Raw genomic sequence first — 17,535 nt, forward strand, 5'->3', positions numbered from 1 at the left:
AAATTTTGCATTTATGGTAAAGTATTACTAACTGAAAGAGCAGGTGAAGATATGGAAAAAATTATAGAATTATTACCTATTAATAATGTTACTAATATTAGTGCTGTGACTGGAGGAGATGTAAATGAATCATATAAGCTAGAAGCTGATGGTGGTTCATATTTTCTAAAGGTTCACAAGAATAAAGACGCATCGTTTTTTGCTTGTGAAAGAGCAGGTCTTAAATTATTTGAGGAAAATGGAATTTTTGCGCCAAGAGCTCTTGCAAGTGGTGATGTTGATGGGTCTGCCTATCTGTTAATGACCTACCACAAGGAAGAAAGAGCTGGTAGCCAAGAAGATTTAGCCAAAGTTATAGCTGATATCCACAAGATTAAAAGTCCTGATGGAAAATTTGGTTTTCCTTATCCATTTATAGGCACTGCTTGTGATTTTGACAATGAATTTAAGGATACTTGGAAGGAAGTTTTCCTTAATGAGAGAATGGATAAGCTAAAAAAGATGCTTAAAAAAGTTAAGCTCTGGGACGAAAAAGACCTTTATAGGTATGAAGAAGTAAGGCTAGTAATAGAAAAAGAACTTGATAAGCATCAGACAGAGCCTGTATTACTTCATGGTGACTTGTGGGCAGGAAACTTTATGTTCGATGAGGACGAAAGGCCTCTTGTGTTTGATCCATCACCTTTGTATGGGGATAGGGAGTTTGATATTGGGGTCTCAACTGTCTTTGGTGGGTTTAGGAAGGCTTTTTATGAAGAGTATAAGGAAATTATGCCCCTAAAAGATGGCTATCAAAAGCGACTTAATTTTTACAGGTTGTATATATTAATGAAATACCTATTAAGATTTGGTCCGGTTTATGATTCATCCGTAAATGATCTTATGAAAATAATTACAAATTAAAAGTGCTTCGGCACTTTTTTTGATTGTAAAATAACGCCTTTAGAAAAGTGCTTGTCAGAAGTATAATGATACATAAGCTAGAAGTGGAGGTAGTATGGATAATATAAAGGCTTTGATAGAAAATTTATTAGAAGATATCAAAGATGTAGATAAAAAGAAAATTAAAAGAAAAATAAATAAAGACCATATCAAAGCTAATATTAACCTTGACCTGGGAGAAAAAAATGATGGTTATTTTGTATCTAAACTGAGGTTGACGGGTAATCTCATGGATGTGCCAAGTCAGGTTAAATCACAAAGCCTTAAGCTTTATATAAATTTTGCGAGGCTAAGTGAGAAAAACTTAAAGATGCCTAAAACCACCTACCTCTATAACCAACTCTATGTCCTCGCACGTGATTATGTGGAAGATTTTATTGACCCCTATCACGAAAAAAAGGCTATGAGAATTTATAGAAATTTAACGAGTCTCACCCATGAAAACTTGGAGCCAATCCTAAATGTGGAGGCGGATAAATTTTTTGAAACTTTTCCAGCTTTAAACCGAGAAGTTATTGATTTTTATAATCTAACAGCTTGCGGCAAGGTTGTTGTTTTTTGGGATCCAGATGGAAGTTTGAGGGAAAAATATAAGTTTGCCAAAGATGAGGAGAGGGCTCTTCTCCAACTTGGTCAGAGAAGAAACGTCCTTTGGGAAAGCCCAAGTCTTAGCGCTTTAACGATAAATTTATTTTTACAAAGCCTAAAGCTTGTATTTAGAAAAGATGAAATAAATTCTGATATTTTAAAAATTTATTCAAGGCCCTACACCCTGTCTAAGAATCTTTTAGATAGCTTGCTTATAATAACGGAAGCAAATGTTAGAAATTATTTTTCTTTTCTAGCAGATATAAAAACTCAAAAGGCTATTGATCTTCTTATTGAAAATCATTGCGATGATATTTTGATTGTATTTATGGAATACCAATTAGCTTACCTTGATAATCTTAAAGATTCTAAGATTGAAGAGATTTACCTGGGCTATCTAAAGGAAAACCCTCATAAGTCAAGTGATATAGCTAGTTTCATTGCTAGTTTGAGTTTGGACCGACAAGTTGCGATTCTTAAGTCATTTGAAGATGGAGATAACTATAGAGAAATTTTAGACAACCTATTAAAAGATGATTTCACACCTATAAAAGTGTTAGCTCTTTACCATATTTTTAGAAATAAAATGGAAAATACTAAGGATAAGAAAGCCCTATTTGAAATTATTAGACAAGAAAATTTCGAGGAATTTTTGAAATTAGTTATGGGTAGGGATTTTGATATAGACTTGATTTCTGAAATCTTAGAGCTTAGAAAAGTTAAGCCAAAAAGAATTAAGTTGAATAAGAAACTTGTAAAAAAATCAAGACAAGACTTATCAAAAACAGTTGAGACTATAAATGATTTTGTTGGTGGTGAAGAAAATCAAATCGATGATGAGACAGGAAAAGAAACGAATATAAGCAAAGGGGCAGATTTAAAATCACCAGTTGATAATATGAAATTATCAAGACCTAGTATGAAGTTATTGGAAAAAATCATTAAAGATGGTTATATTTCAAAAGATGAAGTAAATGATTTGGCTATGGAAGATGGACTTTTTTTGAATGTTTTTGTAAATAATATTAATGATGTCTTATATGAATATACAAATGATCAAACACTCGTAATTGAAGGCAATAGCGTGTTCATTGATGAGTTTTATGAGCAAATGATAAAGGAGTTAATTGATGGATAGGATAAATCCGAAAGAAGCAAGCACAATTATAAAAAGTTTAGAAGCTGGTGTTGTGCCTGACATTGGCCTAGGTCACCTCCTAGTTGGCAGAAAGGCTGAGGTTGACGAGCTGGTTAATATTTTGGAAAATATCGAAAAGGGCGATAGTGACCTTAGGTTTTGGGTTGGGGACTTTGGTTCAGGGAAATCTTTCATGCTAAAAACCATAGAAAATCTCGCCCTATCTAAAAATTTTGTAGCATCAACTATCGACCTTAATCCTTCAAGAAGGTTTTATGCCACTGATAGGAAGGCGGTAAATCTTTATTCTACAATATTAGAAAATTTAAAGACTAAAAATGCTAGAAATGGTAATGTAATTGAAATTATAATCGAAGAATGGATTACTAATATTTTTTATAGCCTTAGCAGTAATAAGGGTTATGAATTAAAAGACTTAATGGCAGGTGGTCATAAAGATGAGGTTATAGGAGTAATTTTAGAAACTTTAGCAAAATTTAAGGCTGTTGGTCTTTCCTATGAGCTTGGTCAAGCAATTTCTAAATATTATGAAGGATTCATTAGTAATGATAGGATTTTAAAACTTAAGGCAATAAGGTGGATTAGGGGAGATATAACCACAAAGACAGAGGCTAAAAAAGATCTTGGAATAAATGAAATTATTAATGATGACAATTATTTTGAGGCTATAAAAAATCTTGCAGAGCTTTTTTTAGAAATTGGATATAAAGGCTTTGTGATAAATTTTGATGAGGCAGTAAACCTCTATAAACTCCCACACGCCACAACTAGGGAGAGAAATTACGAAAAGATTTTAAATATTTATAATGAGTGCAAGTCAAACTTGGCCAAGGGTTTATTTATAAATTTTGGAGCAACAAGGAAAACAGTCTTTGATGAATCAAGAGGTCTTGTTTCTTATGGGGCCTTGAAGGGTAGGCTTGGAAGTGAAGCATCTATGGATAGTGAGTTTGTAAATACCAACAAGACCGTCCTTGGGCTTAGGGTATTGACTGACGAAGAAATTTATACCTTACTTGAAAATCTGGTAAATATTTACAACGCCCACTATAAAACAGAAATTACTTTTACAAGCTCTGAAATAATTTCCTACATGGAAGGCCAGTTAAATAGGCCGGGTGCAGATGAGTTTTTGACACCAAGGGCAGTTATAAAGGATTTTATAGAAATACTTGACATAAAAAGGCAAAATGCTGAAACTGAAATCTCAGAGCTCCTTCTAGATAAATTTGGAAAACTCCTTCCGGTTTCCAAAGATCCAGACAATTTAGATGATGAAATAGAAGTGATATGACAAATTCTTACGATTTATTATCAAGGGATATGCGAAAATATATATTTGAAAAAGGATGGCCATCGCTTACAAAAATCCAAGATGCAACTATTAAACACATTTTTGCAACAGATAATAACCTAATCTTAGCAGCTCCTACCGCATCTGGAAAGACAGAGGCAGCTTTTTTACCAACTATTTCAAAATCCCAAGATATAAAAACCAAGCTTAAAATTTTATATATTTCACCCCTCATTGCCCTTATCAATGACCAATTTAAAAGAATTAGCGAAATGTGCGAAGACTTTGATATAGGAGTTACTAGCTGGCACTCAGAGGCATCAGTTAGTCAAAAAGAAAAGCTTTTGGAAAACCCTACGGGAATCTTACTTATCACTCCGGAATCCCTCGAAGCCATGTTAGTTTCTGATAAGGAGAGGGCTTGTGTTTTATTTAAGAATCTTGATTTTATTATAGTTGATGAAATCCATGGATTTTTGGATACCAACAGGGGCCTTCAATTAAAATCCCTTCTTGTGAGGCTTTATGCTTACACAGAAAGACCACCAAGAATGCTTGGTCTTTCGGCAACCATTGGGGATAAGAATTATGATTTAGCGAAAAGTTTTTTCCTCAATGGCAGAGAGACAAATATCCTTCTTGATAGGTCAAAAAATGATTTAAAGACCAGTCTAGATTATATAGAGTGTGAAGATGTAAATGAAGAAATTGCCAGGAAGATTTTAGAATATGCACTAGGCAAATCAACCCTAGTATTTCCAAACTCAAGAGCTAAGGTTGAAAAATTATCTTACTTGCTAAAAAAACTTGTGGCAGAAAAATCCTATGAGATTAGGGTTTTCTCCCACCATTCTTCAATTTCAAAGCTTAAAAGAACTGAAATTGAAAATTTTGCCAAGACCAGTAGGTCAGATTTTATCATTGTGGCAACTTCCACCTTGGAACTTGGTATTGACATAGGAGCAGTAGACCAGGTAATCCAAGTTGGCTCTCCTGCATCAGTCTTATCCTTATCCCAAAGGCTAGGCAGGTCAGGAAGAAGGACTCGAAAATCAGTCATCCATCAAATCGCCACAGATAAGTGGGACTTAGTTCAGGCTTTGGCAGCTCTAAGACTTTTTGAAGAGGGTAAGCTTGATAAGATAGACAGGCCCCAACAATCTTATGATATATTTGCCCACCAAGTTTTATCGACCCTACTTGAAAAAAATGGCTTGTTAATTGAAGATTTTTACAAGCTAAACCATGACTTAAAATGTTTTTCTGACATAAGTGATGAAGAATTTAGGATTCTAACTGATTTTCTCTTAGAAAAAGATTTTATTGAAGAAATTGACGGAGAATACATCGTAGGCAATAAAGCCGAAAAATTAATGATAATGGGGTCTTTTTACAATCAATTTGTTGTGAAAAAAACTTACAGGGTGCAAACTGACAAGCAAACACTGGGAGAGATTGAGCTAGGAGAAAATTTAAGGTTAGCTGATAGGATATATCTTGCAGGTCAGGTGTGGAAGATAGAAGCTATCAACCACAAGAGCCGAAAAATAAAAGTGAGCCTGTCTGATAAGGCAAACGCCAGGAGCTTTGCAGGTGCAGGTGGTTTTGAAATCAGTGGAGAAATAAGGGCGAAGATGGAAGAAATCCTCTTAAATCCCCTTACTATCGACCTTGACGCTCCAAGTAAAAAAATAATAAATGATTTTGGCAAAGAATTAAAAAATGAATCCTATCATTTTGTTGACCTTGACGGTAAAACCGGGCTTAGGACCTTTAGGTCTACAAAGATAAATAAAACTCTAGCTTTAATTTTAAATATCAAAAGCAAGTCTCTGGATTATTACGTGGAAGATAAGTCATCAACTCTTATAGGTCCTAGCATAAAAAGAAAGGTAGAAGAATTAAGGGAAAATCCTCTTGAAGATGAAGAAATAAAATCATTTCTAATTGATAATTCAAGATTAATAGATGGATATATATCCTTAAATAAATTTATGATCCTAGTCCCTAATGAATTGAAGGTAAGCTATATAATTGAAAATGTTTTAGATATTGAAGGTGCTAAAGAATACTTACAAAAGTTGTAATTAAATATTTCCTTATTTCGTGTTATTATGTAATTAATAAAATAAGGAGGATATTATGAAACATATAAAAGCAATGTTGCTTATAGGTCTAATAGTTTTTGGTGGAGTATATTTAAGCGCTGCAGGATCCATAGGACAAAAAGATTATGAAGATGAACTTAGGGACAGGAAGGCCAAAGTAGAGGAATACTTGGGCAAAGTTGATGGAGTTGAAAAAGAATTTGTAGAAACATATCTAAATCACGAGGATAAAGATCCGAGTGTGATTGTTAGCGAAACTACAAATATTGACACAGGTGAGTCATTTAAATATATACAAACTAGAGATTCAGAAAAAAATATTGATATCGACGGCAGGCTTGATGGGGTAATCTTCTTTAGAAAAGGCAATGAAAGATGTTGGATAGATACAAATAAAAAGATTTATTATACAGATATTTTCGATTATAGCAAAAATTCAAAAAAAGACTCTATAATTTCTGGAAATGAAGATATAATTTACGAAAAATTCCTAAGTGGCTATGATAAGAAAGTCGAAAAAATTGGTGATACCTATAAAATGACTTACCTTGATGATTTAAACAAGGGGTCATATGATATTTATGACTTAGAGGGAAATTGGCTTGAGTCTTTTACAGACAATAGCCAAGGCAGATGGAAAGACGTTCTTGTTTCAAAAACTACAGATGTTAATGAAATATACGAAAAACTCCTAAACCTAAAAGATACCTATACCAAGGTTGATGATTTAGGTCAAATAAAAAACAAAGGTAAGCAATGAAATTTGAAAGAATTTTAAAAGTAGAAAATCTTGAAAAATATTATGGTAAGGAAGACAAAAGAGTCTTATCCCAGCTAAACTTTGACCTTCTTGAAGGAGAGTTTCTAGGCTTAATGGGCAAGTCCGGCTCGGGAAAGACCACAATCCTTAATTGTATTGCAAGCATAGGGTCCTTTAACAAGGGCTCTATTTCCTATTTTGATAAGGATATTTCCCTTTTTAAAAGAAGAGCAATTTCCTCATATAGAAAAAATGTAATTTCTTATATCTATCAAGACTTCAAACTAATCGATATCTTGACTGCATATGAAAATATAATCTTGCCTTTAACTATTTCGAGCAAACCTATTGATAAGGATAGGGTTTTAGAAATTGCAAAAATTTTAGAAATAGAAAATATCTTGGATTCTTATCCGGAAAATCTCTCTGGTGGGGAAAAGCAAAGGGTAGCTATAGCGAGGGCGCTTTTAAAAGATGCCAAGATTATCCTTGCAGATGAACCAACTAGTTCGCTAGATAGTTTGCTTAGTCAAAAAGTGCTAAGACTATTAAAAACCTTTAACAAGGTCCACAAAAGGTCTATTATAATGGCAAGTCATGATCTAAAGGCCATTTCTTTTACAGATAGGGTTTTATTTTTGGATGACGGCAAGATATATAATGAGCTAAGACGTAAGGAAGATGAGTCGAGGGAAGAGTTTCTAGTTAGGATAGAAAACGCAGATAGGCAGTTTTTAAGATGAGAAAAAATGAATCCAGCAAAAAACTTTATCTTTTAATCTTAATAATAACGTCGATTACCTCCTACATAATTCTGTCTATAGATAAGTCCGAGGTTTTTTCCTATATTTATGAGGAAAACAGGTACTACCTCCTTGATACAGTCAGGTTAATTTACTTGGTTTCCTTAATATTTGTTTTTATTTTAATTTACTATGCTAGTTTTTACATGGTAAGTGAGAGGAAAAACGAAATTGGACTTTTGATAGCAGAAGGTCTTAGCAAAAAGAAACTTTTTAGGATACTTTTTAAAGATTCCTTAAAAGATTTATTAAAGGCCAACCTTTTGGGTCTATCCTTGTCTATTTTTATCAATGAATTTATAAATCTTTTAACAGCAAAAGTCCTAAGTCTGGGTTTAAATTTTCATAATTTTAGTATATCATTTAAGGCTCTTATCTTAACCTTAGGCATAAGTTTATTTTTAAACATCCTATCGATTTACACCCTTGTAAGAGATTTTTATAAGAAAAATCCAGATGAAATTTTTAGGGGCGAGATAAGGTCGAGATCAGATTTCTTTTTATTTATGAGCTTAGTTTTATTTTTATTAGGAATAATATTAAATGATGATAACTTTAGGGAAGAAGTGTTAATTTTGTTGGGCCTTATCACTTTGTTTTTGTTGGCTGTTTTTTTTGTATTTTCAAAAATATTCCAAAAATTTAGTGGGAAGGACTTGATTGTAAGAAAAAGTCTTAGCCTTACTTTCAAAAAGGACAAGGCTTCTCTTCTTTTTACAAGTTTTATGCTGATTGTTGGCACCTTTATCCTAGCCTACACAATCCTAACAAGTGTTGCATCTAGAAATGCCCTAGAAAGACCAGCTGATTTTACTCTCTATGATTCTGCCGAAAAGATAGAAAATTTGGAAAAAGACCAAGATATGGGTCAAATGATAGGTGAAATATATCCAGTTTTTGGCTATGAGTACAGAGATATTGACTCAGATGAACTAATAAATTTGGTCGAGACAAATATGGACCTTGATAGGGCAACAAGAAATAATTTTTATTTTGAACCAGGTTTTTTATTGACTGAGTCTTCATTTGATGATATTTATAAGATGAAAGCTAAACTCAGGGATGATGAAGCCATAATTCTAGCTAAAACAGAAAAAGAAAAGTATGCCCTAGAGAATACTTTGGCCGACAAAGACGCATCTATAAAACTAAGAGGAAAGGTCTTTAGTTTAAGGCCACTTATTAGGTCAAATAAGATTTTTTCTAACGATGTAATTGGTTTGCCTAGTATGGTTGTGGTCAATGATAAGGTTTATAAATCCTTGCTTGGCACAAAAGCACCCTTTGCTTATAATGTAAATTTAAAAAAAGATTTTGTAAACTCCTTTGGTTTTTCTAAAGGCTCTGACATGCTGAGAGAAGCATTTATTAAGGGGGGCTATAAGTATGAATCCTATATCTGGCAGGCGAAAAATGCTATTTCCAATATTACAGAAAATCTTTACACCTACTTTTATTTAGGTTTGATTTTTATTTTGGCAGGTCTAAGCTTTTTTACAATTAGGATTTTCATGCTTTTTGAAAAATCTAAAGAAAAACTAAGAATCCTAAGCCTTATGGGTCAAGATATGGATGAAATAAGGGCTATAATTAAAAAGAAATACACAACGCTTTTTCTCACAGTGGGCCTTGTTTCAATTATTGTGTCAATATTTTTATTTACCCAAATACCATATACAATGAATATATTTTTAAAACTAAAACTTAGCAAAATAATTGGAAGCTTAGCCTTAATTAGCCTAGCATTTTTGATCTTGATGGGCTTATTTTTGAGGTTTATCCTAAGGATGAGCTATGAAAGGATTGCTGATTATGAAGAAGATTTTAATAATTGAAGATGACAGAAACCTCTTAAACGAACTAAGGGAATTTTTGGGAAACAGGGGCTATGAAGTCAGTAGTATAGATAATTTCTTAAAGGCAAGTGAAGAAGCCCTTGACCTAAAGCCAGACCTTGTAATTTTGGATATAAATCTACCAGGAATTTCCGGTTTTGATATATGTAGGAGTCTTAAGGAAAAATCTAATATACCTATTTTGATGCTCACATCTAGGATTGGTATTGAAGATGAGATAAAGGGGCTTGAAATCGGTGCAGATGAATACCTAGCCAAGCCGGTTGACACCAGGAGATTAATTCTAAGGATGGAAAAACTGCTTAATCTTTTTGACCACTTTCAAGATATCATAAGTGTTGGTGAATTAAGATTAGAGCTTTCAACATGCAAGTTATCCTATAAGGATGCTTATTTAATCTTGCCTCAAACAGAGGCTGATATTGTCAAAAAACTCATGGAATCATATCCTGAGATTGTAACTAAAGATGACTTGCTAGAAGCGGTTTGGTCTACTATTTATATTGACGAAAATATCCTCCAGGTAAATATAACCAGACTTCGTAAAAAATTAAAAAACCTAAGTCCTTATAATATATACAACAAGAGAGGAAGTGGTTACGGTTTAGGAGTTTATGATGAATAGCACATTAAAAGATGGACTTGTTTGGATAATAGCTTTTCTTGGCCTAGATTGCTTATTTATTTTCCTAATCCATCTAATAGGTCCGAGTTTAATTCATAGCTTTATAATATTTATCCTTTTATTTACACTTCTGGCTCTGTTGTTTATCATAAACAACCTAAGAAAAAGAAATCAAAAGAGGAAGATGCTCCTTGATGAATTTTTAATAAAGAATTCTTTTATGGCCAAGGATGCTCTTGTTAATGAGTTTGGTGAAGACTATGAAAAAATATTTGATGACTTTCAAAGGGCGATAAAGATAAAGGATAAGAGGCTTGAAGAATCAAGGGCTAAGCTTATATCCTATAGGGAATTTATAGAAATGTGGGCCCATGAGATAAAAACTCCACTTGCCTTTGCAAATTTATTTTTAGAGAACCATAAAAATGATTTTGATAAGGAAATACTCGACAAATTAGGTCTTGCAAATACTAATATAGAAAATTATATCAATCAAATCCTATACTATGCAAGAGTTGATGCTAGCAAAAAAGACTACAAAATGGATGAAGTTTTTATTAAGGATTGTATTGATGAAGCTATCAAGGCTTATTATCCTTTAATTGCTGAAGAGGGGATTATAATAAAAGAAGATGTGGGAGATGTCAAAGTCTTTACTGATAAAAATACCTTGGTCTTCATAATATCACAAATTATCTCAAACGCCATAAAATACTGCGAGGGAGTTATTAATATAACAAATAAGGGTAAAAATTTGTATATAGGAAATAATGGCCCAAAGGTGGCTGATCAGGACCTTGCCTTTATTTTTGAAAAGGCCTTTTCAGGCGAAGTTGATAAGATTCATAAGTCTACAGGTATGGGTCTCTATTTATCAAAACTTTATGCCAAAGATCTCGCGATTGATATTGAAGTCGTAGAAAATATGGACGGAAACTTTGTAATTTGCCTAAGACTATAAGGAGATTTTATGATTTTAAAACCCTACAGGGATGTATTTAGCTTTCATGATTCAAAAAATTTCGCTATTAATAGAAGGGGATGCGACCTTGAAATAAGCCTATCAAGTATGGTTATCTTTGAAAATGGAAAGACTTTTGTTATAGATAATCCTAAAATTATCTGCCATGACCTCATAGATATAAAAGCTAATATGGATTATCCTGTTAGGATTATAGTTTTTGAAAAAGAAGATAAAAATTTAACTATAGATGAATTTAAGGATTATACATTTGATATTATAGAAGAAGCTTATGGGCCTAATCTTATTCACTTTTATGGAATAGGAAATATTTGTAAAGATGGGATCCCAACTGCTTTTGATATGACCATAGATATTTTCTATAGGGGAGAAATAGAGGCTACTTGGGATATGAAAGATTAGGTTTAATTAATGTATAATATGGAACTAACGAAAAAGTTTGAGCTTCAAAATTGTAAAAATAAAATTAAATATAAAATAATCCACAATGAAATACCGATAAGTCTTGATAAGAACCTTGACGAGGCTATAAAATATCTTTTATGGTATGTGCCAAATATAAATTCTGAGCAGGCAAAAAAAGAAGAGCTACTCACAAATTTGGAATATGATGACTATGTTTTTGAAGAGTTGATGACAGTCATGAGACTTAGGGACATTGACGTTCTTTTTACAGATTCAATTAAAACATATATCATAGATGATTTTAAGGAAGGTATATGTCCTTGTGACCAAAAGATAGTTATGACTTTGGCTGATGGGGAAACAAAGACTATGAGTCTACTAAGGCACGTAAGAAACGCTATCGCCCATGGCAATTTTAATGTGGTTAGTGGTATATTAATTGGTTTCGATATAAAAAGACTTGCGGAAGATAAAATCCAATATAGGGGGATTTTTAAAATTAAGCCTGAAGGCTTATTGGTAGCTTTAAGAAAGGTTCTCTTCGATCTTTCAAGCCAAGAATTTATAGCAGAAGCCTTTAGAAGGGCGGGCTATAAGGTTGAGCCTTATCAGGAAGAATACCAAAGAAGCCATCGATTTGACCTTTATGCCAAAAAGAATAACAATCGTTTTGCCTTGGAGATTAGGAATTATAATTATGACCACAAAATCTCAGAAAAAGAAATTTCTAAGATGATTAATGACTTTAGGGGAGTTGTGGAAGGTTTAATTCCCGTTTTAATAATTAATTCAACTTATCTTACCGAAAAAGCTAAGGAAAAACTCCTAGAAGCAGATGTAATTATCCTAGATATCAAAAATATAAAGAAGATGCATAAGGGTAGGGACATGGTTGGAGAAATCCTTAGAGATAATTCTATTTTTAAAATTATATCTTAAGGAAATAGAAGTTAAACTTTAATTTATTTTATGTTCCGGTATAATGTGCATACATTGTTTAAAATGATTATATAATTAGGAGGAATAATGACTGAAATAAATAATCAAAACCAAGGCGAAAAAGTTAGAAGAAATCGTCAAGAAAGAAGAAAAGAAGTAGCTATAGAAAGGGAAGGCAAGCTTGAAGCAGGTAGAAACTTATCATGGAGTTCTATCATAGCTGGAGCTGTTTCAGGTGCGGCAGTATTTACCGTATTAAGCCTTTTAACTGCAGCTTTGGGCTTTGGCATCTTTTCTGCAACTTCTGCTAACCCATTTGCCGGAATCGGATTTTTTACTGGACTTTGGACAGCTATTACTTTAATAATTTCATTTTGTGCAGGTGGATTTGTAGCAGGCTATGCAGCAAGATCAACAGGTCTACTTCACGGAGCAATTACTTGGGCCGTAACAGTTTTACTACTATTCACCCTTGTATTTAATGCAGTAGCAACCACACTTGGTATTGCTGGTCAAGCAGTAGGAGCTGTTGCAGGAACAGCGGCAAATGTAGCAGGAAGCGCCCTAAGTGGTGTAGGAGATGCAGCAAGCTCAGCAATAGGAGCAGCTGTTGATAAAGTTGGCGAAGGGATTGAAGATGTTGATACAGAAGACCTTCAAGCTAAATTAGAGAAATATTTGGCAGATACTGACGTAGCAGAACTTAAACCAGATTATCTAGAAAATCAAGTAAAAGAAAGCAAGGAAGAAATTGCAGCGGCAGTTAAGGCTATTGCCCTAAATCCAGAAAATGCTGGTGCAGAGATTGATAAAGTTACCAAATCACTTTCAAAGAAAGCTGAGACAATCGCAAACGCTGCTGATGAAGATGCTATAGCAAATGCAGTAGCAGAAAACACTCAGTTAAGTCCAGCAGAAGCTAAGGAAATTGGCAAGAATATTTATGATGAACTCGACAAGGCAGCTGTAAAAACAAGCAAGTCAATTAATGAGTCATCTGAAAAGATAAAAGACCTTGCAAAAGAAGCAAAATTAACAGCGGATGAAACTGTAGATAAAGCAAAAGATAAGGCTAATAAGGCATCTGATGCAGCATCTATTGGTTCAGTTCTCACCTTCCTAGGTTTGATTGCAGCACTTGCAATCTCAGCCATAGCTGGTAGAAAAGGCGAAGAATTTGCTATAAGAAATTTAAGATAAAATAATAGACCCCTAGGGGTCTATTTATTTGCTTATTTCATCTTATTATAGAAAGCATTGATGAAATAGGATATTTAGAGTTTATTCTTTGGTTGTACTCGAGATACCTGTTTGGTCTTTCTGCTCTTGCTGTATTTAGTGAAATTATTAATCCGGAATGATCAAGGACAAAAAGACTTGGTGGGAATTCATAAATTCTATCTTGAGCTGTAGGATTTGGGTCTAGAGCATTTTTGACTACGAAAGCATTTGAAGATTCCTTTAAAATTGATGCAAGCTTAATAGCTTCGTTTGCTGTGTTTGCATTTGTTAGTATATAAATATTTCTTGATGCAAAGGTAGAATCTTTTTTAATATTTAAAGAAATTTGATCGTAGTACATGTAAGGATTTAAGTCGAAATAATCAATTTTATCCTTGTATTTGCTGGTGAGGTTTTTTACAAAGGCTGTTTTGTAGGCCGAATTTTCATCAGCTTTTATATCTTTGAGAGTGTTTTCTAAAAGGTTGCCCCTATAAAAAATCAAGTCATCTTTGCTGTAATCCTGATGGATAAAGTATTTGGCGAATTCATTTACAAAAAGATTATTAAGTGAATTGTTATCTGATAGGTCAATGACCATGGTTGATATGCCAGGTGCAGCTGTTACAGATTTTATAACTTCATCAATGGTTTTTTTAATATCATTTACCCTGAAGTTAGGGAGGGATATCCTTAAAATGTATCCATTTTCAATACCTACAGAGGATTCATTAACATTTTTTTCATTTATTATTCGCTTATAGCGGTTGACTACTTGTGGATTTTCAAGAATTTCTTTCATTGGAGATCCACTTTTGTTCTTATAGTAATTAAATAGGTCTGTGTAGCTGTCCTTATCCAAAATCTTTGTGTAGGAGTCATTTAAGAGACTTAAGTATTCGCCTAAGAGCAAAAAGAAATCTTGGTCAGTTTTGGAGCCTGTAATTTTCTTTCTGTATTCTTCACTCTTTTTTGTAAATTCATCAAATGATTCTGTATTTGACTTATCTATGGCGAAGTTTCTGATTATGGTTTTATAGAGTATGTCAAAGTCAGAATTTTTTTCGGCACTTGTAAGGCTCCTGCCCTCGGTGGAGGAGACGAATGCTGTAGTTGATAAATCTTTTAGTACCTTATCTCTGAAGTTAGGATAGCCTGTCTTAGCATAGGTGTTTAGTCTTTTAATTATTAGAAAACTAGGAATTATAACTAATAGTAGGCCAAGAATTGTAAGGGTCATCCTACGTCTTTTGTAGACTCTTTCTCTTTCACGCTTCGCTCTTTTTTTCCTGGCTATTTCTCTAGGCGTTAATTCGTCCTTTACAATTTTGATTTGACTTTCTCTGAGTGGTCTTATCCTGCCTGTTTGTTCAGTTTTTCTACTGGAGTAATTTCTCTTTCTTCTTGTCATTGGTAATCCTGTTGTTTTTTTCGAAAATTATTGCAAAGTCGCTTCCTTCACCAAGCTTTGACTTTACTTTAATCTTTCCGGATAGGGCTTCTGCGAAATTTTTTGTAATAGCAAGGCCGAGGCCAACGCCGTTTTCCTTGGTGTTTCTCGAATCTTCAACCCTATAAAATCTTTCAAAAATTCTTGGTATGTCATCTTCCTTGATACCAATTCCTGTGTCAATTACATTTATAAGTATTTCTTTTTCAGTCTCTCTAAGGCGGATATCAATTTTTCCATCTTTGCCAATAGCCTTTATAGCATTTGAAACAAGGTTTTGGATAATCTGGCTTAGTTTATCCCTATCAGTTGTAAAAATTACGTTTGTGTCTAAGTGGGTTTCGATATTAATATTGTTGAGCTTTGCCTTAGCTAAGAAGGAACCTGCTATATATTCAATTAGCTCTGTAATATTTACTTCAGACTTTGATAAAATTGCATAGGATACATTTTCATCGAAGGTATTTTTAAGTCCTACGACCAGCCCCTCAAGCCTAACAATTTCATTAGATAGAATATCCAAGGTGGCAGGATCTGCTTCAGCGACACCGTCTTTCATTGCCTCTATGTAGAGTTTGAGGTTGGTAAGTGGAGTCCTAAGTTCATGGGAAATATCCTGGGCGTATTGCTTTCTTATAGATTCCTGTCTTTTAAGGTTGCTAGATAGGTAGTTAATATTATCTTTTAAAATTTCTATTTCCCTAATATCAGTGTCCTCGACAATCAAATTGTAATTGCCTTCTTTAATCGCAAGGGTTGATTCGCCGATTGACGTAATGGGTTTGGAAATATTTGTTGAAAGAATAATGGCTATAACAAGACCAATGGCTAGGGAAATTGTAATCGCATATAAAACCGCTTGGGTAAAGTTGCCCTTCATCTCATTTACGCCTGTATAGTCCCTATTATAGTAAATTTCGATTTTACCAGCCTTGGAATTGTTATTTTCATCAATAAACCTATATTCTTTGGTTAAAATTTTAGAATGGTCAGATTCGTCACGACCCTTAAGATGTTTAAGTAGGTTGCCTTTTTCATCGTAATATTTTATATCTACTTTTTGATCGATTGCCATATTAGATAGGTAGGCCCACATGGACGTACCACTAATATTAGAATCGTTATTTAGCCTTGTAAATTGTTCTACAACTTCCTTGGGTCTCTTATCATCAATGGCTTTGAACAGGTCATTGTAGTTAAGAGTAACGAGGAGGGTAATAAGGATAGAAAAAACTAGGATACAAGAAAGAATTCCTGCAATAAAGTTTTTTATAATCTTATTCTTGAGGGTAGTCATCTATACCGCCAGACTTATATCCCATACCGTAGATTGTTTTGATGTACATTGGTTTTTTTGGGTTATCCTCAATTTTTTGTCTGATATTTTTTATATGAGTGTCTATGGCCCTATCATAAGCGTCATAGTCATAACCAAAGGTAATTTCTATAATTTCATCTCTTGTATAAATCTTGTTAGGATTTGAGAATAAGGTCTTTAGGATAGAAAACTCATTTTTTGTAAGGTAAATTTCGACCCCATCCTTAAAAAATCTATTGTATTCAAGATCCATTTCAAGTCTACCATCAAGGGTTTTAATAATATCAGCCCTTGGGATATTGTATTTTTCGATACGTCTAAGGACTGCTTTGATTCTTTCGATAAGCTCCCTTGCAGAAAATGGTTTGGTTATATAATCATCTGCACCAAGTCTTAGACCTGTGACCTTATCATTCTCCTCAACCTTTGCTGATAGCATGATTACTGGCACTTCAGACCTGTTTCTTATTTCCTTCATCACGTCCTCACCAAGCATTTTTGGTAGCATTAGATCAAGGATAACTAAGTCTATATCCTCTGCCAAAAATTTTCTAAGACCTTCTTCGCCGTCGAAGGCTTGGTAAACCTCATAGCCTTCTTTGACTAGGTAACTCTTTACGATATTATTTATACTTTCTTCATCTTCTATTATTAAAATTTTAATCTTTTCCATAGTTCACCTTCCATATTTATTATACCATATCCTGTAAGATATTTCGTCTTGAAAAAGGCTTTATGTTTAAAAAACTTAAAAATGGATATAAATATAAGGAGAAAAGAATATTAACAAACCACAAGGAGGAAAAATGGGAAATTTAGGATTTATTTGGACATTAATTATAGGAGCTCTTGCTGGATGGATAGCAAGTAGGATAATGAAAAGAGACGCCGAAATGGGTGGTATTGCAAATATATTTACAGGTGTACTTGGTGGTTACCTTGGTAACTGGCTACTTGGAAACTATATGGGAGGCAAATTCTCTCAAATAATTTCTGCTGTAGTAGGTGCAGTAATTTTATTATTCATCCTAGGATTAATCCAAAATCGTAAAAAATAAAACTAGAGTCAGACCTTTGGTCTGACT

General features: G+C 33.5%; 16 protein-coding genes. 13 read left to right on the forward strand and 3 right to left on the reverse strand.

Features of this window, described 5'->3' with window-relative positions; genetic code table 11:
- The first annotated feature begins 51 nt into the window (after window positions 1-51).
- The 12 genes from HMPREF0072_RS07065 to HMPREF0072_RS07120 all read left to right on the forward strand — a co-directional run bounded on the left by HMPREF0072_RS07065 (window position 52) and on the right by HMPREF0072_RS07120 (window position 13,661).
- Complete coding sequence (locus tag HMPREF0072_RS07065) at window positions 52-903, forward strand: fructosamine kinase family protein (RefSeq protein WP_004828748.1); 852 nt, start codon at window positions 52-54, stop codon at window positions 901-903.
- Between the two features lie 94 nt (window positions 904-997).
- Complete coding sequence (locus HMPREF0072_RS07070; RefSeq protein WP_004828749.1) at window positions 998-2,668, forward strand: tellurite resistance TerB C-terminal domain-containing protein; 1,671 nt, start codon at window positions 998-1,000, stop codon at window positions 2,666-2,668.
- Entirely contained in the window at window positions 2,661-3,983 is a 1,323-nt protein-coding gene (locus HMPREF0072_RS07075; protein WP_004828751.1) for a BREX system ATP-binding domain-containing protein, read from the forward strand. The genes HMPREF0072_RS07070 and HMPREF0072_RS07075 overlap by 8 nt, the downstream gene beginning before the upstream one ends.
- Window positions 3,980-6,070 carry a DEAD/DEAH box helicase gene (locus HMPREF0072_RS07080; protein WP_004828753.1) on the forward strand — a complete coding sequence of 697 codons (2,091 nt, stop codon included), beginning with the start codon at window positions 3,980-3,982 and terminating at the stop codon, window positions 6,068-6,070. The genes HMPREF0072_RS07075 and HMPREF0072_RS07080 overlap by 4 nt, the downstream gene beginning before the upstream one ends.
- 55 nt (window positions 6,071-6,125) lie before the next feature.
- A complete protein-coding gene (locus HMPREF0072_RS07085) occupies window positions 6,126-6,851 on the forward strand; it encodes a hypothetical protein (protein ID WP_004828755.1) in 726 nt (241 codons plus the stop codon).
- Entirely contained in the window at window positions 6,848-7,594 is a 747-nt protein-coding gene (locus HMPREF0072_RS07090) for an ABC transporter ATP-binding protein (protein ID WP_004828756.1), read from the forward strand. The genes HMPREF0072_RS07085 and HMPREF0072_RS07090 overlap by 4 nt, the downstream gene beginning before the upstream one ends.
- Window positions 7,591-9,489, forward strand: a complete 1,899-nt coding sequence (locus HMPREF0072_RS07095) for an FtsX-like permease family protein (RefSeq protein WP_039931225.1) — start codon at window positions 7,591-7,593, stop codon at window positions 9,487-9,489. The genes HMPREF0072_RS07090 and HMPREF0072_RS07095 overlap by 4 nt, the downstream gene beginning before the upstream one ends.
- Window positions 9,449-10,135 carry a response regulator transcription factor gene (locus tag HMPREF0072_RS07100; protein WP_004828759.1) on the forward strand — a complete coding sequence of 229 codons (687 nt, stop codon included), beginning with the start codon at window positions 9,449-9,451 and terminating at the stop codon, window positions 10,133-10,135. The genes HMPREF0072_RS07095 and HMPREF0072_RS07100 overlap by 41 nt, the downstream gene beginning before the upstream one ends.
- Window positions 10,128-11,096, forward strand: coding sequence for a sensor histidine kinase (locus HMPREF0072_RS07105; protein WP_039931226.1), 969 nt, complete (start codon window positions 10,128-10,130; stop codon window positions 11,094-11,096). Before HMPREF0072_RS07100 ends, HMPREF0072_RS07105 begins: the two co-directional genes overlap by 8 nt.
- Window positions 11,097-11,105: 9 nt before the next feature.
- A complete protein-coding gene (locus HMPREF0072_RS07110) occupies window positions 11,106-11,519 on the forward strand; it encodes a hypothetical protein (protein WP_004828765.1) in 414 nt (137 codons plus the stop codon).
- A gap of 18 nt (window positions 11,520-11,537) precedes the next feature.
- On the forward strand, window positions 11,538-12,461 hold the full coding sequence (locus HMPREF0072_RS07115) for a restriction endonuclease (protein WP_039931250.1): 924 nt from the start codon (window positions 11,538-11,540) through the stop codon (window positions 12,459-12,461).
- Between the two features lie 87 nt (window positions 12,462-12,548).
- The gene (locus tag HMPREF0072_RS07120; protein WP_004828771.1) at window positions 12,549-13,661 is read left to right on the forward strand and encodes a TIGR04086 family membrane protein; all 1,113 of its coding nucleotides are present in this window, start codon (window positions 12,549-12,551) and stop codon (window positions 13,659-13,661) included.
- Window positions 13,662-13,698: 37 nt separating this feature from the next.
- Here the strand turns inward: HMPREF0072_RS07120 and HMPREF0072_RS07125 are convergent, their stop codons facing one another.
- From HMPREF0072_RS07125 to HMPREF0072_RS07135, 3 genes are read right to left on the reverse strand one after another with little or no spacing between them, the layout of a single operon-like run.
- Window positions 13,699-15,093 carry a hypothetical protein gene (locus HMPREF0072_RS07125; protein WP_004828772.1) on the reverse strand — a complete coding sequence of 465 codons (1,395 nt, stop codon included), beginning with the start codon at window positions 15,091-15,093 and terminating at the stop codon, window positions 13,699-13,701.
- Complete coding sequence (locus tag HMPREF0072_RS07130) at window positions 15,062-16,429, reverse strand: sensor histidine kinase (protein WP_004828773.1); 1,368 nt, start codon at window positions 16,427-16,429, stop codon at window positions 15,062-15,064. The genes HMPREF0072_RS07125 and HMPREF0072_RS07130 overlap by 32 nt, the downstream gene beginning before the upstream one ends.
- Window positions 16,410-17,123, reverse strand: a complete 714-nt coding sequence (locus HMPREF0072_RS07135; protein ID WP_004828774.1) for a response regulator transcription factor — start codon at window positions 17,121-17,123, stop codon at window positions 16,410-16,412. The genes HMPREF0072_RS07130 and HMPREF0072_RS07135 overlap by 20 nt, the downstream gene beginning before the upstream one ends.
- A 133-nt stretch (window positions 17,124-17,256) precedes the next feature.
- Between HMPREF0072_RS07135 and HMPREF0072_RS07140 the strand changes: the two genes are divergently transcribed.
- A complete protein-coding gene (locus HMPREF0072_RS07140; protein ID WP_004828775.1) occupies window positions 17,257-17,508 on the forward strand; it encodes a GlsB/YeaQ/YmgE family stress response membrane protein in 252 nt (83 codons plus the stop codon).
- Window positions 17,509-17,535 lie beyond the last annotated feature (27 nt).

Origin of the sequence: Anaerococcus lactolyticus ATCC 51172, assembly GCF_000156575.1 — a bacterium.
In the GTDB taxonomy this organism is placed as follows: domain Bacteria; phylum Bacillota; class Clostridia; order Tissierellales; family Peptoniphilaceae; genus Anaerococcus; species Anaerococcus lactolyticus.

Coding starts and splice junctions, on each gene's coding strand:
- HMPREF0072_RS07130 (WP_004828773.1), bottom strand. CDS start 16,429: ATGACTACCCTCAAGAATAAGATTATAAAAAACTTTATTGCAGGAATT.
- HMPREF0072_RS07110 (WP_004828765.1), top strand. CDS start 11,106: ATGATTTTAAAACCCTACAGGGATGTATTTAGCTTTCATGATTCAAAA.
- HMPREF0072_RS07085 (WP_004828755.1), top strand. CDS start 6,126: ATGAAACATATAAAAGCAATGTTGCTTATAGGTCTAATAGTTTTTGGT.
- HMPREF0072_RS07135 (WP_004828774.1), bottom strand. CDS start 17,123: ATGGAAAAGATTAAAATTTTAATAATAGAAGATGAAGAAAGTATAAAT.
- HMPREF0072_RS07095 (WP_039931225.1), top strand. CDS start 7,591: ATGAGAAAAAATGAATCCAGCAAAAAACTTTATCTTTTAATCTTAATA.
- HMPREF0072_RS07100 (WP_004828759.1), top strand. CDS start 9,449: ATGAAAGGATTGCTGATTATGAAGAAGATTTTAATAATTGAAGATGAC.
- HMPREF0072_RS07070 (WP_004828749.1), top strand. CDS start 998: ATGGATAATATAAAGGCTTTGATAGAAAATTTATTAGAAGATATCAAA.
- HMPREF0072_RS07105 (WP_039931226.1), top strand. CDS start 10,128: ATGAATAGCACATTAAAAGATGGACTTGTTTGGATAATAGCTTTTCTT.
- HMPREF0072_RS07065 (WP_004828748.1), top strand. CDS start 52: ATGGAAAAAATTATAGAATTATTACCTATTAATAATGTTACTAATATT.
- HMPREF0072_RS07120 (WP_004828771.1), top strand. CDS start 12,549: ATGACTGAAATAAATAATCAAAACCAAGGCGAAAAAGTTAGAAGAAAT.
- HMPREF0072_RS07090 (WP_004828756.1), top strand. CDS start 6,848: ATGAAATTTGAAAGAATTTTAAAAGTAGAAAATCTTGAAAAATATTAT.
- HMPREF0072_RS07140 (WP_004828775.1), top strand. CDS start 17,257: ATGGGAAATTTAGGATTTATTTGGACATTAATTATAGGAGCTCTTGCT.
- HMPREF0072_RS07125 (WP_004828772.1), bottom strand. CDS start 15,093: ATGACAAGAAGAAAGAGAAATTACTCCAGTAGAAAAACTGAACAAACA.
- HMPREF0072_RS07115 (WP_039931250.1), top strand. CDS start 11,538: ATGGAACTAACGAAAAAGTTTGAGCTTCAAAATTGTAAAAATAAAATT.
- HMPREF0072_RS07080 (WP_004828753.1), top strand. CDS start 3,980: ATGACAAATTCTTACGATTTATTATCAAGGGATATGCGAAAATATATA.
- HMPREF0072_RS07075 (WP_004828751.1), top strand. CDS start 2,661: ATGGATAGGATAAATCCGAAAGAAGCAAGCACAATTATAAAAAGTTTA.